Source organism: Catellatospora tritici (assembly GCF_019083965.1).
Classification (GTDB): Bacteria; Actinomycetota; Actinomycetes; order Mycobacteriales; family Micromonosporaceae; genus Catellatospora; species Catellatospora tritici.
Map to the genome: position 1 here is coordinate 45,115 of NZ_JAHRCY010000028.1, position 20,785 is coordinate 65,899.

Consider the following 20,785-nt stretch of genomic DNA (forward strand, 5'->3'; position numbering starts at 1 on the left):
AGCCGCACAGTTGCGTTAATGGATCGCCAGGCGCGATGGATCTTGGACATTGTCTCGGGTCAGATCGCCTTGGCGAGTTCGGAGAACGCTGCGGCGACTCGGCGACTCGGCGGGTGGGCGGGACCTCACTGGCGATCTCGTAGTGTCCGCGGCGCAGGCTCTGCATGAAAGCGTGTCCGGCGATGATCACCTGTGCGGTCCTGTCGGTCCGCAACCCGCGCATCGGTCTCAATCGCTGTTTGAGCTGGCTGTGGTCGGCCTCGATCGGGTTGTTCGCGTACTGCTCGACGTGATGCCACGCCTGCGGCACGAGTTCCTCCAGTACCGCCGGGTAGACCGCGGCAGCATCGGTGACCACCTCGGTCGGGGCCCGAAACGTCGACAGCGCCCGGCAGAGGAATCTGCGGGCCGCGGCGTCGCGGCGGGCGGACACGAGCACGTCGATGACCTGACCGTGCTGGTCGACCGCCCGGTACACGTACCGCCACACCCCGCCGACCTCCACATAGGTCTCATCGACGAACCACCGATCACCAGGTGAGTGCCTGCACGGCCGTGCCGCCTCGGCCAACAGGAGCGTGAACCGCTGCACCCACCGGAACACGGAGACGTGATCAACCTCGACCCCACGCTCGACCAAGAGCTCCTCAACGTCGCGGTAGGACAGGCCATAGCGCAGGTACCACCGCACTGCGACCACGATCACCTCCGCCGGGAACCGGAACCCGACGAACACCGACTTCGCAGGCAGCCACCGACGCGAACGACGCGAGGACTTCACCACCCGAGTCTGCCTCGATCACGTTGACGTCCAACGCAACAGACCCTGCACGACTCCCTCACCCACCAGATCTCGATCATCAAGGTGCAGGCCGGGGTCGCGGTCCACCTGGCCCGCAAACGCGGCGAGCAGGTGCCCGCGGCCCTGCTCGCGATCGAGGAGGCCAGCCGGGAGGCGGGCCCGGGAGCTGCGGGCCACCCTGCAGGCACTGCGCGACGACGGCACGAACCCGCCGCACGGCCTCGCCCAGGTCCCCGACCTGGTGGCTCGGGCGCGCCTGACCGGGCTGGACGCGACGCTGACGATCGAGGGCCAGCGGCACGACGTGCCCGCCGCCGTGGACCGGACCGCCTACCGGATCGTCCAGGAGTCGGTCACCAACATCACCCGCCATGCCGCCGCGGCCACCGCGGTGGTCCGGATCCACTACCGGCCCGAGGCGCTGGCGATCGAGGTCGACGACGACGGCAGGGCGGCACCGGGCCTGGCCGTGACGCCCGGCGTCGGGCTGCTCGGCATGCGCGAGCGGGTGACCGCGCTCGGCAGCCGCCTCCAGGCACAGCCGCGTGACCAGGGCGGGTTCGCGGTACGGGCCGAGCTTCCGGTGGACCGGACATGATCCGCGTCCTGCTCGTCGACGACCAGCCGCTGCTGCGCAGCGGCTTCCGCGCCCTGCTCGAGGCCAAGGACGACATCGAGGTGATGGCCGAGGCTGCCGACGGGCAGCAGGGGCTCGCTCTGGCCGCGCAGCACCTGCCCGACATCGCGCTCGTCGACATCCAGATGCCGGTCAAGGACGGCATCGAGGCCACCCGCTGCATCGCCGCGGACCCGGCCCTGGCCGGGGTGCACGTCGTCATCCTCACCAACTACGGGCTCGACGAGCACGTCTTCCACGCCCTGCCCGCGGGCGCCGCCGGATTCATGGTCAAGGACATCTAGCCCGAGAACCTGCTGCACGCGGTCCGCGTCGCGGCTCGCGGCGACGCCCTGCTCGCGCCGTCGATCACCCGCCGGCTGATCGACTGGTACGTCACCGAGCCGCCTCGTGCCGGTTCCGGCGTGGTGCCCGACGAGCTGACCGGCCGCGAGCGCGAGGCCGTCATCCTGGTCGCCCTCGATCTGTCCAATGACGAGATCGCGCAGCGGATGGTGATCAGCCCGCTGACCGCGAAGACCCACGTCAACCGGCCGATGGGCAAACTCCGTGGCCCGCGACCGCGCCCAGCTCGTGGTCTTCGCCTACGAGTCCGGCCTGGTGACCCCGCGCGGCCGGTGACGGCGATCGGCCGCGCGTCGCCCACCCCTGACCGGGGCGATCCAGTACAACTGACTAGGCGATGAGCTGGGCCTTTACTCGTACGAGGCCGATCGGGCCGACGTGAGGGGCCGTCACGTTTCATGGGGGACCGATGCAGATTGTCAGGACGGCGCGCCGCGTCATGGGCGCAGCCGCACTGGGTGCGGCAGTGACGCTGCCGCTGGCGCTGGGCGCGTACGGCGCACCGGAGGTCGACGGCGGCGGAGGCGGCGGCAACCCGAAACCCGCCCCGACGGCGCCGCACGCTGGTGCGGAGAGCTGGGGGGCGAACAGCGTAGGGCAGCTCGGCATCGGCATTGCGTCGCAGCTGGACCGCCCGACCCCGGTGACCGTGCACATCCCCGACGGCGTGCGCGCCGTCGACGGAGGGCTCGGCCACGGCCTGGCGCTGCTGACCAACGGCACCGTGAAGTCCTGGGGCCTCAACGCCGAGGGTGAACTCGGCCAGGGCTTCACCTCGGCCGCCGACCCGTTCGGCAACGTGCCGGAGCCCGGCAGCGTGGCCGGACTGTCCGGCGTGAAGGCGATCGCGGCGGGCTACCGCCACAGCCTGGCGCTGCTGACCAACGGCACCGTGGTCGCATGGGGTGACAACGACCGGGGCCAGCTTGGCGACGGGACCACCGAGGACCGCAACCGCCCGGTCCCGGTGACCGGGCTGACCGGCGTCAAGGCCGTCGCCGCGGGGCAGTCGTTCAGCCTGGCCCTGCTGGCCAACGGCACCGTCAAGGCATGGGGTGACAACAACGCCGGCGAGTTGGGCAACGGCACGACCAGCGACCAGCCGCAGCCCACGCCGGTCGACGTGGTGGGCCTGACCGGCCGGAAGGTGACCGCGATCGACTCGGGCTCCGTGCACAGCCTGGCCCTGCTGGCCAACGGCACGGTAGTGGGCTGGGGCAGCAACGAGTTCGGGCAGCTGGGCACGGGCGTGCAGACGCCGTTCGAGTCCACTCCGGTCGACGCGACGGTGCTGGCCGGGGTCAAGGTCCGCGCGGTCGCGGCCGGTGACGGGTACAGCCTGGCGCTGCTGCGCCGGGGCACGGTCAAGGGCTGGGGCGTCAACGCGAGCGGCGAGCTGGGCGACGGCACGTTCGTCTCGCCCCGGCTCCAGGCTGTCGACACGGTCGGCCTGACCGGGGTCACGGCGATCGCCGCGGGCAAGAACTTCGAAACTCCGGCCGGGCAGAGCCTGGCCATCTCCGGCAACAGCGTCTTCGCCTGGGGCAACAACCTGTCGGGCGAGGTCGGCGACGGCACCCAGACCAACCGGAACACGCCGGTGGCGGTGCGGTCCGGGCTGGCCAAGCCGCACTCGATCGCGGCTGCGGTCAACTTCAGCCTCGCGTCCTGACCTACGTGGCGAAAGGGTCTCTTCCGTTCCGGAGCACGGGCGGAAGGGGCCCTTTTCGTGACCGCGCCTCCCGTGCCGAGTGTGCAGGTGGCGGCCGGATGACCATGTCGCGGGAAGGCTCCCACCCGATCGCAGATAGTCATCAGTGTCGATTGAACGTGGACCCGCGCGGCGTACTGGTCGCCGCCTTCCGTCCAAGGAGAGTCCACCCCCAATACGCCCTGCTGCTCAGCCGATGGCTCGCCCCGGATGATTAAAGATCAACTATTTGGCGGCTGGTCGCAAGATCCTTAATAACGCCGCGCAGTAGCGCCGACGCTCAACGTTACGGGCGTCGATTCGGTGGCCGACCGGGTGGTGACTGAGCAACCGGTCGCTACCTCCAGGGCAACGATGACCTGGCCGCTGGTCCATCCGCCCCGGCGCGGCCGCGCCGGTTTCCGCTCGCGGACGGGCCGCGTCGCCGGATGCGCCGGCGTGATGTCGGCGGTCTGGTTGGGGGTCTCCACGGTGTCACCTCTTCCTGGCGGCCCACGTGCCCCCGGAAGATAGGTCTTTGAGATGCCACGTTTGTGAGGTCAGCCTCTCGACCAGCACGAACGCGGGCGTCGCAATGTCGTAGGTCAAGGCGTCCACGAGCGGTGTACTCAACCTCGGCTGGCGGTCGCGCGCACGGCACGGGTTGAAGTGCCGACGGCGATTGGTCGTGCAGCAACGGGTTCCGGGAGTTGCGCCGCCAGGTATTGGCCGGCGGCAGATCTGCGCCCCCACCGCGATCCGGCGGTACATTAAGATCTCGCGACATGCCATTTGCAGGCCACAAGAGAGTCCGTTCAAGCGGGTATTTTGCTCGCGCAGCCATCGCCATGAGCGTCCTTGCGTTGCTCGTGGTCTCCGCCTATATCCCCGGAGAAGTCCACTCACCGGCCACGAAGGCGGCAGCGCTGACAGTGCCGGCTGGCGCGTATCGCCTGCACCACAAGCAGAGCGGTCAATGCCAGTTCGCCAGCGACGGAGACGGTGGCGCTGTGAAGCACTGGAGCTGTTGGGATGATCCGAATATGGCCTACACGCTTGAAGCGACGGCGGCCGGACACTTCCGCTTGGGCCACCTTGCCTCGGGGCAATGCTCATACGTCGCCGGCAATAGCGATGGCTCACCGCTCGTGCATCGGACGTGCTCGGACGACCCCAGCCAGGAATTCGATCTGACAACGGTCGGCACGGACGAATACCGGATCTCGCACGTGGCCACTGGACGATGCCTGTATGCCGGTGGCGGCGACGGCGGGAGCGTCAATGCCTGGAGCTGTTGGGACGACCCAAATATGGTGTGGGAGCTCGACCAGACGCAGACCTGGGGGGCCTGGCGCGACTGTGTCCACGACGACACCAACGCCTTGGGCGCCTTCGTCGGGCAGGGTGGCACTCTAACGCTCCCCAACGGCTGCTACCGCGTGACGCGGTCGGTTCATGTGCCGGCGTTGACGCAGCTAGCGGGAGAAAGCCAAAGCGGCACTATCATTCGATTCGGTGCGCCGGCAGGCTCCCCCATTGAGCCCACGCTTGACCTCGACGGCGACCGGATAACGATTGCCAACCTGACCATAGATGGTGGAAACGTCAGCGCCGGCACCTACGCAACGCCAGCCGTGTATTCGGGAATGATCCAGGCGGGGGCGGCCATTCTCGTGAAGGGCTCGCACACCAAACTCACATCGCTCACCGTCAACAACGGTTGGGACAACGGCATCGGCCTCATGGGATTCAGCTACTCCGGAGGGGCATATCACCAGGCGAACGGGGTGCCAGTCGACATTCAGGTCGATCACATCTCCTGCGCAAACAACGGACACGGGGCCGGTGGAGGAGCTTGCGTCGATGCACTGACGGCGACCTCTGTCACAGTGAGCGATTCGGTCGACCATGGCAGCGCAAGTGGGTTCATCATCGACTATTGGGGCGGAGCAAACGCGATCTTCCAGAACCTAGTAACCTACGACAACACCTATGACGGATATTGGATCGGGGCTCCTGGAACACTGTCGAACATCCAGACGTTCCACGCCGGCCGAAACGGAATTTGGATCGACACGACAGCTTCCGATGGTGGGGCGATTGATGGTTTCTACGCAGAGAGTCCGCAGTCGGATGGCATGTTGCTAATGGCTTCTTCCTGGCAGGTTCGCAGCCCGGTCGTGCGGGGGATCCACGCGGACGGGCACTCGCTGGCGTTCCGGTTCCGTGCCCAGCCGTTGCCGACTGGGGGCCCCAGTGTCCCGGTTCATGACACCATCCTGCGCGAGGCTCAGGTGGTCGATTCGCCTGGCGCATTGCCATCGATGGCGATTGCCGCCTCACCGGCAACGATCTCCCCCGGAGGCTTTTCGACGATCCGCTGGAATTCCCAGCCTGGCGTCACCACATGTCGAGTCAATGACAACGGCTGGTTCGACGTCGCTTCGACTCCAACCGGGACACAGTTCCGTGGCCCCTTCCAGGCTGGAAGCGAAGTGTTCACGCTGAGCTGCAACTCGGCCGACGGAGAGCAGCGGATGTCAGCAACCGTCACGGTGAACTGAGAAGGCGTCTGATTCACCAATTTATGCGTGATGCCGGTTTAGTACGGCAGCGGCATGTAGCGCTTATGCGCTGGTAGCAGGCTCGTGGCGGCGCTTGTAGTGCCTGCGCTTGGCGACGCCTGGTGCCATCGTCGCCATCGTGACCATGCCATCGCCAGGTCGGCGGGCACGGTCTTGTGGATGGCGGTGTTGATCAGTCGTCGGGTTTCGGCGAGGGTCAGGTCGATCAGTCCGTCGCTGCGGGCAGTTGCCCGTTCGGCGATGGCGACGACGGTCAGCACCGCCAGGGCGATCATCGCCAGGAGCGTCAACCGGTGCCAGGCGGTCCAGCCGCGGCACTGGTACTGGTCGAGCCCGATCTGCCCCTTTCCGGTTTGGAACGCCTCCTCGACAGACCACCTGCTGCCGGCGACGGTGACCAGGTGCAGCAGCGGCACGGGTGCCGCGCTCCAGCAGAGGTAATAGGCCAGCTGTCCGTCGCTGCCGCGGCGCACGAGCAGGCTGTGGCAGCCGTCGCCTTCGTCGAGGATGGTGACCCAGGCCCAGTCGTAGAAGCGGTGGCCCTTGGAGCCGGGTCCGGCTGAGCGGGTCTGCCGCGCTTGCCGGGGCAGCAGCGCGGCGACGCGGTCGCGCTGGACCGGGGTGGTGTTGACGTGGGTTTTGCAGGCCAGGGCCAGGACGTGGGCGATGCCGCGTCCGCTGCGCTGCGACGCGTCGCCATCGCGGTCATCTGAGCCGCCACTGACTTCGTGGCCCCCACCGCCGCATCTTGTTGCGCCCGCCTACCACCGCGTCGGCCGGAGCTGGCCCGCCCGGGTCGGAGGGCACGCTGCGGAGCGTATACGGTCGGCCGATGGGGTCTCCACCTGCAGCCGCTGAGACACGTACCCTGCCAGCGCCCACCGGGATACGGCGGACGCTTGGTGCCGTCCTATTGCCGCTGATGGGACACGGTGCCACCATCGGTGTCGTGCTGGCGGCTGCGGCCGCAGCACGGGCGGACGCCGGTGGCGACCTCGACGCAGGCGGCAACTTCGCGGTGTTCTACGCCTCCTTGTGCCTTCTCGCGGTTGGCCAGCTGCTGCTACTCGCGGCCATCACCTGGCTTGCCGGGCGCGGCGCGACGGGCTGGCGTGCAGGGTTGTGGACCGGGTGGGCCGCCGGGCTCGGGCTGATCGGCCTGTGGATCCTCACGGCGTGATGGCATGGCGCCACCCAACCGCTGCACCGGATCGAGCGCTTGTCGCGGTGCCTGCCCAAAGGACTCACCGCTGGCTGACCCCCAGCAACTTCGTTGAGCCATCAAACCGGCCACGACCCTGACCTCGACACGCTGCTGATCGATCTGCATCGGCAGACCGGGTGCCGCCGCGGCGCAGCCCTAATCCTCCGCCGGGGCGACCTGGATGAGGAATTCTGCCTTCTGCGCTTGCACGAAAAAGGCGGCACTCAACGACGGCAGCCGGTGACGACCACTCTTATGACCCGGCTGATCGACCACGCCGCTGACAGGGGAGTGGTGCAGCATACGGACCTCTTCCTGCGGAATCGGGGCACGCAACCGATCACTCGTCGACGATATGACGCACTATGGACTCGCATCGGCAAGTACATTCCCTGGGTGGCCGCCCAACAGGTCACCACTCACTGGCTCCGCTACACCACCCTCACGTGGGTTGAACGCACCCTCGGTTACGCCGTTGCGCGCGCCTACGCAGGCCACAACGATCGCGGATATGTCGGCAGCACCGCAACTTATATCAAAGCTGACGTTTACGAAATCGCGACCACGCTCACTGCGTACGCGGACGAAAGCCACCCGCTGGCACCAAGATGAAAGTGGAGGGCGCTACTGGCCGTTCCCGCAATTTTGTCCGTGGGAATACCCCTCAGTACCAGACCGCCACAGGAAAGCCTCCGGCACTATTTTCGTTGCTTGGGACCGCTGGTTCAGCCAAGTCGATCTCAAGGACTATCCAGCTATCTGAGCCGACGAACCGAAACGCTACCTTCCAGGTCCCACGCTCGCTAAGAACTACATCGACATCGGTGAGGGCGCTACTGCTGAAGTCCGCAAGTAGATGATCAAATCGGGCCAGCGTGTCGTGCGCTATTGTAATGAGCTCGTCGCGAAGCCCATTGGAAGGTCTGACCGGCCACTCAATGTCGGTGGTGTGAACATCTCCCTGCTGCGGCGAGGGTAACGGGGAGCGGTCGTGAAGATCTTTGGCGCGTCTGATGGCAGTCTCTAGGGCGTCATATGCAAGGTTGCCGACAACGCCCGAGATCGATGCATTGAGCAACCAAACGACAAGCTCTTGCCAATATGACTCAAAATTTTGGTGGGGTTGGGCAAAGTCGCTAGGGGGAATGCCAAGGCCCCACCTCGCCACGGGCTCTCCCGTAGCGGTCGTTTCGTATTCCCGTATTGGCCTCTGCTCGTAAGTGCCGTCGTCGCGCATGCCGATAGTCTGACAGGGCATGGATGTTGCTCGAGACATGGTCCAGCCCTTACCTGTGAATGTGGTGCTCCTCAGATCGCCCACCGTCAAGTCGGACCCGGACCGACCGTTGGCAGTCAAGATCGTCTGGCCTGGGGTGCCGCGCGGGCGGCCGGTACTGTAGGTGCGTACCGTTACGGTGCCGCCCATGACGATCAAGAACGGCTGGATTTCGTTCGGGCTGGGCCGCTTAGGGGCCGTGTACGGCACCTACGGCGGCACGCTGGGCGCGGTGCTACCGACACTGCCGCACGACCACCCTGGCGGCCTGCATGCGTGGATGCGCGAACTCGTTCCGCTCGGTGACCTGGCCAAGGGCGAGTACGGGATGGACACCCTCGGCGGCCCGGTGGCCGCGACCGGGCACCCGGCGGCACTGCCGGAGTCGTTCGTCGCGTTCATGGCCGATCCGGTGCTGCGGGACTCGGTGCCCACCTGCACCTGCTGCTACTGGGAGGCTGGCCTGCCGGCGGCCGCGAGCCCGGTCCGCGAGGGCGCCCGGCTGGTGCGGTTCCTCAACGACCAGCAGGGCTGCGTGTTCTGGTACTTGCACCTGCTGCCCGACGGCAGTCACGAGGTGCTTGCCGGCTCGGAGGCCTACGACGAGTACGAGGTGGCGCCGGAGCAGGCGGCCGAGGACCTGTGGCGGGTGGCGCCCGACTTCGACGAGTTCATGGCCCGCTTCTGGATCGAGAACCTGGCCTGGTACGAGGTGGTCGGCCAGGGCCGCCCCGATGACGAACTGTCCGCACCCGTGCGGGCGTACGTGCTCCAACTGCCGGTCGACACCGACCAGTAGCGGCCTGAGGTACTCGTCTGACGCGAGGCCGGACGGGCGGCGGCGCCACCGTGGTGGGCCCGCCGCCCGGCCTGTTGATCACGGAAGTAGCAGGTCGTCTGCCATCGTGATCATGTACTTGGGGTTCATGTAGCCCCGGAGACTCCAGACTTCGTCAACGGAGCTATCTTCCCTGTTGAGAGGCATTCCGTGGACCGCGCCTGGGAATGCGTTTTCGGGACTGGCGGTAGTTTCGGGACTGGCGGTACTCGTTAGTACATGGTCAAGCTCCCGCACGTCCTTCGCGGGTTTCGCAGGGTGCGGGTATTGCCATGGTTGGCGTTGCGGGTATTGCCATGGTTGGCGTCGAGTGGCACGGCGTCCGGTTGGCTGGGGGTCGGCGGATGCGCCGCCACATGCCGCGCGGGGCACGTAGCGCGAACTGGCTAATGGCGGTACGGCCCACGGACTATCAGCAATTGAACATGAGGGGCACATCGATAGAACGATGGATGTCGATGGTTGCGCAACTTGCGAATCGGGTTCACTTGCCCGACTCGCTCACGTATCGCACCGGGCGAGGTAGCCGGCGCACGTAGGTCGGTGTCACAGAAGGAAGGAGTTCACGCTGACCAATTCAAGGCCGACCAGCCCACGCACCCCGGCCTCGGCGATCAGCGCGTCCATCAACCCCTGGAAAACCCCAGCCCGCGACCAGGCGTTGAACCGGGAGTAGGCCGCCTACCAGGACCTGTAACGCTCCGGAACGTCACGCCACCCCGACCCGGTCCGGAGGGATCATCGTCGTACTCGAACTCGTCGACCATCCCGACAGTCTGGCCGAGCCCGCCCACCGCTCGTCGGCCACCGGTCATGATTTCAGATCGTCGACCTCCTGCTGCGGTGCGCCCCGAGGGCTCGCGGCCCGATTGCCAGGGCAGACACCATGCGTCGTGACGAGACGGATCGCATCGCTGCAACGGCACTGTCTGCCTTGGGCTCAGGGGCAGCGGCAGAGGTGGGGGCGGCAGTAACATGATCGTGCCTGTGCGCAGGTTTCCTCTCCCGCGCGTAAGGCTCACCCCTAGCATGCCTTCCCTCGCGGGGGCGGAAAGAGCTGACAGGATGAAGCGATTCAAAGTAGGGGCGGCCGTTGTCGCTCTGGTTGCCTCTACGGTTATCAGCGTCGTCGGCGTGTCCACTCCGGCGCAGGCAGCCTCGAACTGCCGGGTCTCGCCCTATTCGGCGTCCTTCAGCAGGGATCTGTCGGTCGGGTCAGGCGTGGCCCTGTTGCCGAGCTCGACGACGGTCTACACCACTACGTCGCAATGCAGTGACATCCAGATCAAATCGACCAACAGCGTCGCATTGCTCGCCTGCGTGATCTTCACTTCGCACACGTCGTCCTGCAACTACACCACTTATGTGCCGTATACCGGCGGGTGGGTCAACATCGCCACCGACGTGCTCGACGGCACAAAGTTCCGGGTACAGGTCACCCTGTACCCGGAGTGCGGCAATGTGGGCCAGGTCTGCGGCGGCACTGCCGCGGGCGTTCTTGACTTCTGACAGCGCATGGGTGAGGTCCGCGGGTTCTCCACGGACCTCACCGCTCATGCCGCCGTCCCGGGAAGTCCCGTAGCGGCGGCGGGCCGTTCAGGACGCGGCTTCCTCGCCCGACATGGCGGCGGCCAGGCGCAGGTAGGGCACCGCTTCGGCGTGCCGACTCTGGCGTTGCAGCGTACGTCCCGGCATCAAGTGTGCGTACTCCTCGGTAGGATCGCTGTCGAGCACCCAGCGCAGCTCCGCCTCGGCCCGCTTGAGCTGGGCGGAGAGGTAATACGTTCGGGCCAGCAGCAGCCGTGGTGCAACATCGCCGGGGGCTTCGCGGACCACCTCCGCCAGCAGCGGGGCAGCGCTGAGATAGTCGCCGGCGTCGAAAAAAGCCGGCCACGCTCGTACGTTTCGATGATCGTCACCAGTTCTCCCTCTCGGCTGGATCGCGTCGGATCACTGATGATCAGAACATGGTTGACGTGACAACTATGCCGCTGGTCTCCCGGTCCGGATGACTTCGCCGGTTCGTTCGGTCGAGGTCCCCGCGCTGCTGATCGCGGTGACAGCGTTCGGCCCCTGCGAGATCGTGCTGGCGCCGGACGACCCTCGGATGCTCGAACTCGCCGCGTCGGCTGGCGCTCGGCGTGGCAGGACTCGGGCCTTCCGATCCGATGACAGCCTGGAAATCGAGTTCGAAGACCGGCGAGGTGGCACGAGCCCGAGCGCTCCGGCAGGTCACCTACGAGCAGGCGCTGGCCGCGCTGGCGAGCATGGGGTTGCGTACGACCATGCCGGATGAGTGGGAGTGGGCGTGTGGAGCGGGCGCGGCGACACTCTTCCGCTGGGGTGACGACTGCGACGGACGTCTCCATCAATCTGAGCATCGCGAACCTGGACTTCGCCGGTTTCGCAGACGCCGCAGACGAGTCCGACGGGTTTCGAGGTTTCGACCGCGACTGACCCCGGGGTGGAGCGCGTTGCAGAGAATGTCGTGCTCCAGGTGTCACTGATCGACAAGCGGCGAGGTCTCCGGTAGACCGTTCAACGACCAAGAAGAACTAAATCGGAGACCTCGTGAATCTCGTATGTCAAGTCGTCTGCGTGGTCGGCCGCCGCCCGGCCAGCTGATCATGGAAGTAGCAGGTCGTCCGCCATCGTGATCATGTACTGGGGGTTCATGTAGCCCCGGAGACTCCAGACTTCGTGAACGAAGCTGTTTTCCCTGTTGAGAGTCCTTCTGGGGGCCGCGTTGGGGAGTGCGTTTCGGGTCGGGGTCCGACTCGAGTACATGGGTATTGCTACGGCTCGCTTCTACTTCTTCGGGCAGGCCAGTGTGGCGGCTGCCGGCGGTCCGGCGGGAAGCTGGGTGTCGGGCGCGGCGGGGAGTGCGCCGGGCGATACCGGGCTGCCGAACTGGCTGTGGAACCGGTGCACGCCCTCCCAGCTGCCGATGAGGCGGAGTGGTTTGTCGGGTGTGCCGATCCAGGTGTTGAGTTCACGGTCGGCGTCGAGGTATCTGATGCGCACGCCGAACTCGTACAGGCCCTGGCAGGCGTAGACGTCCATCTTGATGTCGGCGGCGTCCCCACGTGAGACCGTGAACGTCGGTCCGAACGGAGCGGCTTTGGCTTGCGGGTTGTCGGCGCCGCCGTTGGAGACGCCTAGGTCTTTGACCGTGCCTTGGTCGAGAACTGTCTGGAGGTGGCGGACCTGGGATGGTCCGCCGCAGCCGGGTTCTGCCTCCAGGCCCCAGGCGGGTGTGACGTCGTGGCGGGCGAACACTTTGGGTTCCACGGCGAGGATCAGTAGGGGTTCGCTGTTGGCGCCGGTGAGGGTCATGTTGAGTACGCCGTGGTACCAGACGACGGCGTCGAGCTGTCGAAGCGCCATGTTCCTGACGTCTTCGGACTCCGACGGGGTGAGGGTGTCGGGTAGCTTCGGCCCGGTCCCGGCGACGGCGATCGTGGGATCGCAGAGGTACGGATCGTCTGGCGGCCACTGCGCGATGGTGATCAGCTTCGCTGCAGCCGAGGGTGTGGGCTGCGGCGCAGGTGTCGGCCAGATCGCGTCGACCAGGCGATCGCCGAGCGGGGAGGCAACCGCTCCGATGATGAGCAGCATGAATGCTGAGAGGGTGGAGATCACGGCTGCTCGGTGGCGGCGTAGCCAGGTCTTGGTGTTGCCTGTGCGGCGGGCGCGGCGATCTCTTGGCGGCATCAGAATCTCCCAGCTGGCGGCTCGGGAAGTATTCACTACGCAGAAGCCGAAAATCGGCGTAGCACTCGTGCGTCACTCGGTAGGGGAGTCCTCGGCTCCGCGTTAGCGTGAACTCCGCACAAGGGCCCTGTTGCATTGGGCGATCGCCAAGATCGGCAGCCGCAGAACTTGTAGCGAGATCGAACTCGCGCGCCCGTAGCGGACATCAGGATCGGGACAAAGTGGTGCTATCGGCATCGCTCGGCGGCGACCGATCGCCAGTTTTTGCAGGCCGTCCCATGCTCACACAGAAAGATCTGCGGCGCCGGGCGTGCACGATGGCTAATGCAACAGCGCCTTCGGGCTGGGGGGCACGGCGAACTTTGACGGCGACATCGAGCGCTTGCGCGGAACTTGAGCATGATCACACTGCCCTACCTGCCGTTGACCTGCGGTTTAGTATCTCACGCGATCATCGGTACCCGATCGGAGCAGTTCCTTGTCCCACCCCTCCCTCTCTCCGACTGCCGACGCACCCCGCACCGGCCCGGCCGCCCGAATGTGGCCCTCGCTGGCGATGGCCTGGCCCGCGCTGGCCGTCTACATCCTCGTCCGTGCCACCGGCGTGATCGTCTTCCTGCTGTGGGCGGACCGGTATCACCGCGACGGCTGGGAGCTCCTCGGTACCCGCATGGACGGCGGGCAGTACCTGAAGATCATGATCGAGGGGTATCCCGGGCCGGAGACCGTCTTCCACAACGGCATGGCGTTCTTCCCCCTTTTCCCCGCGCTGGGCCGGGCCGCCGACTGGCTGCTGCCGTTCCCTACCAGCACCTGCGCGATACTGGTCAGCTGGGCCGGGGCGCTGGCCGCGGCGTGGGGCATCTACGCGGTCGGCGCGCATGTCCGCGACCGGCGCACCGGCGTGCTTCTGGCTGCGCTGTGGGGACTGCTGCCGCACGCGATCATCGAGTCGATGGCATACACCGAGGCGATCTTCACCGCGTTCGTCGCCTGGGCCCTGTACGCGGTGCTGCGCGAACGCTGGATTATGGCAGGAGCGCTGACGCTGCTGGCCGGGCTGACCCGGCCTACCGCCCTGGCGGTCATCCCGGTGGTAGGGCTCGCCGCCCTGATCACGGTGGTCAAGGGCCGAGACCGTTCATGGCGACCCTGGGCGGCGATGGTGCTCGCGCCGCTCGGCTGGCTTGGCTACATCCTGTGGGTGGCCCAGCGCACAGGACGGTTGGACGGGTACTTCTACATTCAGGGTGAGGGCTGGGGATCCCGCTACGATGGCGGAGTCAACATGGTCCGCAAGGTGTCGGAGTTCCTCAAGTACGAGGCGAGGAACCTGGACTACTACCTCGTCCTGTTCGTGTTGGTCGCGGCCCTCGTCCTGCTGGCAATCTCTGTCATCGACCGCCAGCCGTGGCAGCTGGTGGTATACAGCGCGCTGATGCTCGTCATCACCCTCGGCGGAGAGAATTACTACAACGCCAAGGCGCGGTTCCTGCTGCCCGCCTTCGCGCTGCTGTTGCCCGTCGCGACCTCCCTGGCGCGTACCAAGACGGCCACGATGGTCATCATCATGGCGACCCTGGCGGCCGCATCGGCCTACTGCGGCGTCTATCTCGTGCTGATCTGGCAGTGGTCGCCCTAGCATCGACCCCGAAGACAGGGGCGTGGGCACGGCGCGTGACCAGACTGCGGGGACTGGACGCTGTCACGTACCTTCGCCCACTCGCCACCGGCACGGCTGATACGGGTGCCTGGCCGCAGCTGCGGGGTCGACGGAGGCTTGCGCGCGCTCCTTGCTCTCGCTCACGAGTAGCTCTGCCAGAAGCAGCCGAGGGGACGCTGTTGGGCCCTGTTGCATTGGGCGATCGCCAAGATCGGCAGCCGCAGAACTTGTAGCGAGATCGAACTCGCGCGCCCGTAGCGGACATCAGGATCGGGGCAAAGTGGTGCTATCGGCATCGCTCGGCGGCGACCGATCGCCAGTTTTTGCAGGCCGTCCCATGCTCACACAGGAAGATCTGCGGCGCCGGGCGTGCACGATGGCTCAATGCAACAGCGCCCACCGAACTCGCCAAGGCGATCTGACACGAGACCGTCACCAAGCTCCACCATGCCCGGCGACCCGACAACGCAACAGCGCCGTCGCAACTCCCCATAGCGCGGGATGATTGCGTGTCCGGCGAGGGGAGCCTCAACGGGCAGATCCCTCCGCCAGGAGGCGGAGGGCATACCATTGCGGTGCCTGTCTTGGTTGTACGAGCAGGGTGGGATTGCGGCTCACGCTGCTGAGGCACGTTGGTGTGGATGCGCCGGAAGGCTGTGAGCTTGGGATGTGAGCTTGAGCGGGATCTCCGAGTCGGGTGCTTCGTAGCGTCCCTTCGTGGTTCCGGTTCCGAGTAGCTGCTGGCGTAGAACAGAATCGCTGTCGATGCTGTCTGGAAGCCGCGTGTCGAACCTCGGCCGCAGCCACCGGAAGGCATAGCCGATGAAGACGGCGTGCCGTGTGTTGGGCGAATCGTTCGGGCTTCCGCCGTGCCAGAGGCGCCGGTCGAATATCAGCACGTCGCCCGCGGAGGCGAGGATGGGGATTCCCTGGTCGTGATGGAGACCGTCAGCGCTATCGGTTTGATCTGCCAACGGGATGCGGTGGCTGCCCGGCACGACCCAGGTGTTGCCGCATCCGGCGTGGTGGGCGTCCGTGAGGTAGAAGCCAGCTTTCACTGACAGACGTGGCGCCACTGGCAGCTTCAGGTCGCGCTCAATGCCGTCGCTGTCCTGATGGAATCTCAAACCTGCCCCAGTGGGGTTGCGGCCATCTGGTTCCGCCGGGTCTTCAGATTGGTCCGGGTTACCTGCTGACCGTGAGATGGCTTCGCTCATGTAGACGTAGATGTTGTCGCCGAGCATGCGTAAGACCAGCGACAGCACGAGGGGATCATCGACGAGGTCGACTAGCTGGGGGTCGTATGAGATGACATCGTTGATTACGAGATCTGGGTGGCGGGTCTCCCACCCCGGGTCGATCTGACTGCCTAGCCGCTCGAGGATATTTCGATAGCGAGCAACGTGCTGCGGGGAAAGTCTGCCACTTAAGAGGATCAAACCCCAGTTCTCAAAGTCGTCGATCGCAACTTTGAGCTGCTCTGGTGTCTCCAAATCAGATGGATCATATCTCGGGATGTGTGGTGTGGCCGAGGTCATTGGGAGTGACCTCCCGCAGACCGGCTCGGACAAGCGTGGCGCTCTAAGTCTCTCAACGGGACCTCCCGCAATGCTGCAGACAGGTTAAATCACGGCAAACTTCGCAGAGTGTGACGACCTCGCATGCTAGCCGAACATAGGGCAACGTCGATTATAGCAAGATGATGGCGGTCTAGCTAGGCTGGCAGTGTGCTGATGCTCGGTGAGGGAGCGGCGCCGCCGGGAATGGCGGTGCTCTGATCGTGCCGAAGGTGCTGATGGCCGATGGCCACAACGGTCTTTGCTTCGTCGATACGCCGTCTTGCCCCCTGCAGCCGTGGCAGGTTCGTGTCTCGGTGACGTGCACGCTGGTCAGTCCGGGAACTGAACTGCATTACCTCGATGTCGCGATGCGGACGGGGTCACGGTATCCACTTGGCTATTGCGCTGCCGGCCGGGTCACCGAGGTCGGCGTGAAGGCAGGCGATCTTCGCCCTGGCGACCGGGTTATCGCGATGGGATGGGGGGCCGCAGTCCACGCCGACGAGGTCGTCGTCCCACGCCTGCTCTGCTGCCGGCTACCCGATCACGTCACGTTCGATGACGCCGTGATCGCCAACCTCGCGGCGACGGCGGTGCACGCACTGGACCGCGGTGGTGTCCGGGAGGGCGACGAGGTGACCGTCATCGGCGCGGGGATTGTCGGCCAGTTGCTCGCCCAGGCGGCGCGGGCCCGCACGTCCGGCGCGGTCACGGTCGTCGACGTCTCCGATGAGAGACTGGCGACGGTGCGCGCGACGGCAGTGCGGACGATACAGGGTGCGGAATTCATCGAATCCGGCTACGAGACATCCTCTGCCACAAGGTGCGCGTTCGTGTGCGTGTCCGGGGACGCGACCGCTGCCATGGGTGCGGCCTTGTCATGGGTGGCTGCCGGGAAGTTCCGTGGGAGAGTCGTTGCCGTCGGCCGCTTCGCCGCCAGCATCGACTTCTCGGCCGACCTTGGCAACGTCGACATCCGGGTGGCCTCGCGCTGTGGTGCAGGCTACCGGGACGACGAGTACCTGTCGGGGCAGCGCGGTGTCGCGGTGCCACCTGGTGAGGCTACGGTTGACCATAACCTCGCGCGGGCGCTGGACCTCGTCGCCTCGGGCGTCCTCGGCCGTCGGCACATGGCGATCCCGGTCGCTGCGTTTACTGAGGCGGTGTCCGTGTACGACCGGCTACGCACTGATCGTTCGATCGTTTCGGTCATCTTGCGATATGAGCCAGTGAACGGCTCCCCATGACTGGAAGAGTCGCCGCCCAGCTGGCGCCCGGATGGTCGCACTCCGCCCGCTTGGCCGGTAGGCTGTCGCATCAGCACAGTTCTGGGTATGCGTCATCGTAGTCAACGGCGCCAACCGGTTTGGGGTTGCGCTGCCAGGGGACGCTGGCCGCAAGCCATCGAGCTACCGATATGCTTGGCTCTATGGACCGCCTGGTGATATACCATAACCCTGTTTGCCGCCAGTCGCGTGGCGTCGAGGAGATCCTGCGTGAACGCGGCGTCGACTGCGAAGTCATTCGCTACCTCGACAACCCGTTAACGCGTGAGGACTTCGAGCGGATCCTTGCCCTCCTTCCGGACGAACCAGCAGACCTCGTCCGCAAGGACAAGCGCTTCGAGGAACTCGGACTGAATGAGGCCGATTACCAGACGCCGGAGCAGGTGATCGAGGTGCTACTCGCCCATCCCGAGCTCATGCAGCGCCCTATCGTCATCCGCGGTGACCGGGCCGTCGTGGCGCGCCCTTCCGAGAAGGTCCTCGACCTGCTCGACTGACTTCCCCAGCACACGGCGATGCGGAGACGCATATTTGGGCAGGCCGCAGCGCTTCAAATCGGAAGTCGGCTTTGTCAGGCACGTGTGAAGGTGTCAGCAGCGTGAAAGGCTGACGTGAGCGTGTCGACGAGGAAGGCTTCATCGGCAGGGTCGAGCAGCATCGGCGGCACGATCTTCACACTGTTGCCTGCTACACCACCAGGGAACAGGAGTAGCCCGGCATCGGCTGCGGATTCGCGGAACCGGGCGGCGAGCCTCGGAGCCGGAGCGCCATCAAGGACGCAGTCGAACGCCGCGAGGGCACCCTTGACGCGTATCTCACCAACCCATTGATGGCGGGCTGCCGCAGCCCGCAGGCAGTCTTCCATCCGGGTGCCGAGCAAACGTGCGCGTGTTACCACCTGTTCCTGTTCAACGGCGTCGAGGACGGCCAACGCGGCGGCAGCCGACACGGGGTTCCCGGAATATGTCGATGTCTGTACACCGCTGGGCAGGGCGTCGAGGATCTCCCGTTCGCCGGTGACGGCAGCGATCGGGAACCCGTTGCCGAGTGCTTTCCCAACGAGAAGGAGGTCTGGCGGCGAGACCATGTCGTCGCTGCAGAACAGCCTTCCCGCACGCGCGATCCCGGTGTGGATCTCGTCGAGCACGAACAGCGCGCCACAAGCGTGAACACGGGCGGCGATGTCGTCGAGCAGGCCGGGTTCCACGACATACACCCCTTCGGTCACCTGGACCGGTTCCACAATCACGGCGGCGACTCCTCCCTGCGCGCCGCCGTCGAGGATCGCGGTCAGAGCGTCGAGGAACGCGGCGGTATCGGCCGTTGATGACGGCAGAGGCGGGCCGATCAGCGCATGAGGCAGCACCGAGTAGCGCTTTAAATCTCGCCGTGACGACAACGACAGTGAGCCGGCAGTTTTGCCGTGGAAGGCGTGGGGAAAGGACATCACCGCACGTCGTCCGGTCTTGGCGCGGGCGACTTTCAGCGCCGCCTCGACGGCCTCCGTTCCCGTTGCGGTGGGCATGACGCACGGCTCGGCAAACGGTGTGATCGCGCCGAGGCGCTCGATGAGGTCGTGTCGCGGTGCAGAGCCGATCTTACAACCGGTGTGTACAAGCCGCTCGATCTGGGCGACAGCGGCGGCGATGACGGGAGGGTACTGATGCCCGAGCCCCACGGCCCCGCTTCCGCTGGTGCCGTCGAAGAACCGACGGCCCGCCTCGTCGATGAGCCAAGGACCAGCCGCGGAGACGAACCGATAGTTGAAGGTGGGTGATGTTGATGCCGCTTCGGTGGTCCGCTTCATCATGCCTCCCGCACCTCTCCGCCGGCATGGTTGAGCGCTTCGGCGAAGCCCGGAAAGGATGTTCGGTGGCACCCGCCTGCCACAACGGTAGTCCGATCGTGGAACCTGCACCCAAGAGTCGCAGCGCTCATGGCAATTCGATGGTCACCGAAGCTGTCCACCGTCGCGGCGGCAATCGGTCCGCCGCCGGTGACGCTAAGCGATCCAGCCGCAGTCACGAGCTGACCGCCGAACGCTGCCGTCATTGCGGCAGTCGTCACGATCCGGTCGGTCTCCTTGAACGTAAGCTCGTGGGCAGGTCCGATCGTCGATGTGCCGCGGATACACGTGGCAAGCGATGCCAGCAGCGGAACCTCGTCGATGAGCGAGTGGAACGTGAACGCATCGGCGACCTCGACTGGCACTGCACCGTCAAGTCCCCCCTGCACCACGACGTTGCCGACAGATTCGCCGTAGTCTTCACGTACGGCCTCGTACCGGATGCCGACTCCGGCACGGATGAGCACGTCGAATATCCCGGTTCGTGTCGAGTTTAGGCAGACGTCGGCGATCGTGAGGGATTCAACCTGCTCGCTGACAAGCGCAGCGGCGACCGGGTAGGCCGCCAGCGACGGGTCGCCGGGAATCGCGATGCTCCCCACCGGACGCAGCGAGCCTCCGCCGTAGCGCAACCGCGTGCCGCCGTCCCTGACGATATCTGCACCCATCCACGACAGTAGGCGCTCGGTGTGGTCCCGCGACAGCACCGGATACTCGATCTCCACAGGCAGCCGTGCGGCGACTGCCGCCATGAGCACCGCCGAGCGTGCCTGTGCGCTTCCGACCGACAGTCTGACCCGGCCAGGTCGGTACACGCCGCTACCAATCGATACGGGGAGACCGCCCTCCGGCCCGAGATACGAGATCGACGCACCGAGCTCGCGCAACGGGTCGACGACCCACGAAAACGGGCGAGCCCGCAGCTGCGGGCTACCGTCGACGATCGCCTTCCTTCCCTGTCCCGCCAAGACCCCGATCAGCATACGAGCGGCCGCGCTGGACCCACCGACGTCCAGCACCGGACGCGTCCCGGCTGCCGCATCGCCCACCCTCACACCGTTCGGTGTTGTACTCACGGGTCGGCCGAGCATGGCCATTGGGCCGAACAACGCCGACACGGCACCGCCCAGGTTGGCGCCCGATATCTCCAGTGGGCCGTCCTGTATGAGCGCGCACAACAACGCCCGATGCGTGATCGACTTGTCGCCCGCGACGGTGAGCGTCGTGGCGGCGCGACGGCGGGCGCTCCGCTGCGCCAGCAAATCTCGTTCTTGTCCTTGGCGCACCACGTCACCCCTCGAACAAGCACGAGACCCTGGAGAACAATACATATATAATAA

General features: G+C 66.0%; 18 protein-coding genes and 2 pseudogenes. 12 read left to right on the forward strand and 8 right to left on the reverse strand.

Going from position 1 to position 20,785, the window contains the following annotated elements:
* Positions 1-59: 59 nt before the first annotated feature.
* Positions 60-751 (reverse strand): annotated as a pseudogene (locus tag KUA19_RS37095) (IS6 family transposase).
* A 292-nt stretch (positions 752-1,043) separates the two neighbouring features.
* Between KUA19_RS37095 and KUA19_RS44795 the strand changes: the two are divergent.
* The 4 genes and pseudogenes from KUA19_RS44795 (at position 1,044) to KUA19_RS37115 (ending at position 6,038) form a co-directional block, all read left to right on the forward strand.
* Positions 1,044-1,400 (forward strand): sensor histidine kinase, encoded by a 357-nt coding sequence (locus KUA19_RS44795; protein WP_308167861.1) that lies wholly within the window; start codon positions 1,044-1,046, stop codon positions 1,398-1,400.
* A pseudogene (locus KUA19_RS37105) lies at positions 1,397-2,060 on the forward strand (response regulator). The gene KUA19_RS44795 and the pseudogene KUA19_RS37105 overlap by 4 nt, the downstream one beginning before the upstream one ends.
* Before the next feature lie 133 nt (positions 2,061-2,193).
* The gene (locus KUA19_RS37110) at positions 2,194-3,456 is read left to right on the forward strand and encodes an RCC1 domain-containing protein (RefSeq protein ID WP_217403783.1); all 1,263 of its coding nucleotides are present in this window, start codon (positions 2,194-2,196) and stop codon (positions 3,454-3,456) included.
* A gap of 866 nt (positions 3,457-4,322) precedes the next feature.
* Entirely contained in the window at positions 4,323-6,038 is a 1,716-nt protein-coding gene (locus KUA19_RS37115) for an RICIN domain-containing protein (RefSeq protein ID WP_217403785.1), read from the forward strand.
* 38 nt (positions 6,039-6,076) lie between these two features.
* Here KUA19_RS37115 and KUA19_RS37120 read toward each other — a convergent pair whose 3' ends face one another.
* A complete protein-coding gene (locus tag KUA19_RS37120; RefSeq protein ID WP_217403787.1) occupies positions 6,077-6,532 on the reverse strand; it encodes a hypothetical protein in 456 nt (151 codons plus the stop codon).
* Positions 6,533-7,008: 476 nt separating this feature from the next.
* Here KUA19_RS37120 and KUA19_RS37125 point away from each other — a divergent pair, with 476 nt between their 5' ends.
* Both KUA19_RS37125 and KUA19_RS37130 read left to right on the forward strand, forming a co-directional pair.
* Positions 7,009-7,239, forward strand: coding sequence for a hypothetical protein (locus KUA19_RS37125; protein WP_217403789.1), 231 nt, complete (start codon positions 7,009-7,011; stop codon positions 7,237-7,239).
* Positions 7,240-7,332: 93 nt separating this feature from the next.
* Positions 7,333-7,875, forward strand: a complete 543-nt coding sequence (locus tag KUA19_RS37130) for a tyrosine-type recombinase/integrase (RefSeq protein ID WP_217403791.1) — start codon at positions 7,333-7,335, stop codon at positions 7,873-7,875.
* A gap of 52 nt (positions 7,876-7,927) precedes the next feature.
* Here KUA19_RS37130 and KUA19_RS37135 read toward each other — a convergent pair whose 3' ends face one another.
* Positions 7,928-8,500 (reverse strand): hypothetical protein, encoded by a 573-nt coding sequence (locus KUA19_RS37135; protein WP_217403793.1) that lies wholly within the window; start codon positions 8,498-8,500, stop codon positions 7,928-7,930.
* 187 nt (positions 8,501-8,687) lie between these two features.
* Between KUA19_RS37135 and KUA19_RS37140 the strand changes: the two genes are divergently transcribed.
* Together KUA19_RS37140 and KUA19_RS37145 are read left to right on the forward strand one after the other, a co-directional pair.
* Complete coding sequence (locus tag KUA19_RS37140) at positions 8,688-9,338, forward strand: hypothetical protein (RefSeq protein ID WP_217403795.1); 651 nt, start codon at positions 8,688-8,690, stop codon at positions 9,336-9,338.
* 1,104 nt (positions 9,339-10,442) lie between these two features.
* On the forward strand, positions 10,443-10,886 hold the full coding sequence (locus tag KUA19_RS37145; protein ID WP_217403797.1) for a hypothetical protein: 444 nt from the start codon (positions 10,443-10,445) through the stop codon (positions 10,884-10,886).
* Positions 10,887-10,973: 87 nt separating this feature from the next.
* Here the strand turns inward: KUA19_RS37145 and KUA19_RS37150 are convergent, their stop codons facing one another.
* Positions 10,974-11,213, reverse strand: a complete 240-nt coding sequence (locus tag KUA19_RS37150; RefSeq protein WP_308167862.1) for a tetratricopeptide repeat protein — start codon at positions 11,211-11,213, stop codon at positions 10,974-10,976.
* 507 nt (positions 11,214-11,720) lie between these two features.
* Here KUA19_RS37150 and KUA19_RS45130 point away from each other — a divergent pair.
* Complete coding sequence (locus KUA19_RS45130) at positions 11,721-11,834, forward strand: DUF6924 domain-containing protein (RefSeq protein ID WP_372451996.1); 114 nt, start codon at positions 11,721-11,723, stop codon at positions 11,832-11,834.
* Between the two features lie 351 nt (positions 11,835-12,185).
* On the opposite strand, the gene KUA19_RS37155 is transcribed toward KUA19_RS45130, so the two are convergent.
* On the reverse strand, positions 12,186-12,995 hold the full coding sequence (locus tag KUA19_RS37155) for a hypothetical protein (RefSeq protein ID WP_217403799.1): 810 nt from the start codon (positions 12,993-12,995) through the stop codon (positions 12,186-12,188).
* A 574-nt stretch (positions 12,996-13,569) separates the two neighbouring features.
* Here KUA19_RS37155 and KUA19_RS37160 point away from each other — a divergent pair.
* Positions 13,570-14,733, forward strand: coding sequence for a glycosyltransferase family protein (locus tag KUA19_RS37160; protein WP_254550724.1), 1,164 nt, complete (start codon positions 13,570-13,572; stop codon positions 14,731-14,733).
* Between the two features lie 635 nt (positions 14,734-15,368).
* Here the strand turns inward: KUA19_RS37160 and KUA19_RS37165 are convergent.
* The gene (locus KUA19_RS37165) at positions 15,369-16,247 is read right to left on the reverse strand and encodes a phytanoyl-CoA dioxygenase family protein (protein WP_217403801.1); all 879 of its coding nucleotides are present in this window, start codon (positions 16,245-16,247) and stop codon (positions 15,369-15,371) included.
* Positions 16,248-16,534: 287 nt separating this feature from the next.
* On the opposite strand from KUA19_RS37165, the gene KUA19_RS37170 reads away from it, so the two are divergent.
* Both KUA19_RS37170 and KUA19_RS37175 read left to right on the forward strand, forming a co-directional pair.
* Positions 16,535-17,560 (forward strand): zinc-dependent alcohol dehydrogenase, encoded by a 1,026-nt coding sequence (locus tag KUA19_RS37170; protein WP_217403803.1) that lies wholly within the window; start codon positions 16,535-16,537, stop codon positions 17,558-17,560.
* A gap of 182 nt (positions 17,561-17,742) precedes the next feature.
* The gene (locus tag KUA19_RS37175) at positions 17,743-18,096 is read left to right on the forward strand and encodes an ArsC/Spx/MgsR family protein (protein ID WP_217403805.1); all 354 of its coding nucleotides are present in this window, start codon (positions 17,743-17,745) and stop codon (positions 18,094-18,096) included.
* Positions 18,097-18,170: 74 nt separating this feature from the next.
* On the opposite strand, the gene KUA19_RS37180 is transcribed toward KUA19_RS37175, so the two are convergent.
* Positions 18,171-19,409 (reverse strand): aspartate aminotransferase family protein, encoded by a 1,239-nt coding sequence (locus tag KUA19_RS37180; protein ID WP_217403807.1) that lies wholly within the window; start codon positions 19,407-19,409, stop codon positions 18,171-18,173.
* Positions 19,406-20,707 carry a 3-phosphoshikimate 1-carboxyvinyltransferase gene (locus KUA19_RS37185; protein ID WP_217403809.1) on the reverse strand — a complete coding sequence of 434 codons (1,302 nt, stop codon included), beginning with the start codon at positions 20,705-20,707 and terminating at the stop codon, positions 19,406-19,408. The genes KUA19_RS37180 and KUA19_RS37185 overlap by 4 nt, the downstream gene beginning before the upstream one ends.
* Positions 20,708-20,785 lie beyond the last annotated feature (78 nt).

What these genes read in the sequence shown, in the direction of transcription:
- KUA19_RS37110 (WP_217403783.1), top strand. Translation starts at nt 2,194, where the DNA reads ATGCAGATTGTCAGGACGGCGCGCCGCGTCATGGGCGCAGCCGCACTG.
- KUA19_RS37115 (WP_217403785.1), top strand. Translation starts at nt 4,323, where the DNA reads ATGAGCGTCCTTGCGTTGCTCGTGGTCTCCGCCTATATCCCCGGAGAA.
- KUA19_RS37135 (WP_217403793.1), bottom strand. Translation starts at nt 8,500, where the DNA reads ATGCGCGACGACGGCACTTACGAGCAGAGGCCAATACGGGAATACGAA.
- KUA19_RS37140 (WP_217403795.1), top strand. Translation starts at nt 8,688, where the DNA reads ATGACGATCAAGAACGGCTGGATTTCGTTCGGGCTGGGCCGCTTAGGG.
- KUA19_RS37145 (WP_217403797.1), top strand. Translation starts at nt 10,443, where the DNA reads ATGAAGCGATTCAAAGTAGGGGCGGCCGTTGTCGCTCTGGTTGCCTCT.
- KUA19_RS37155 (WP_217403799.1), bottom strand. Translation starts at nt 12,995, where the DNA reads ATGCTGCTCATCATCGGAGCGGTTGCCTCCCCGCTCGGCGATCGCCTG.
- KUA19_RS37175 (WP_217403805.1), top strand. Translation starts at nt 17,743, where the DNA reads ATGGACCGCCTGGTGATATACCATAACCCTGTTTGCCGCCAGTCGCGT.
- KUA19_RS37180 (WP_217403807.1), bottom strand. Translation starts at nt 19,409, where the DNA reads ATGATGAAGCGGACCACCGAAGCGGCATCAACATCACCCACCTTCAAC.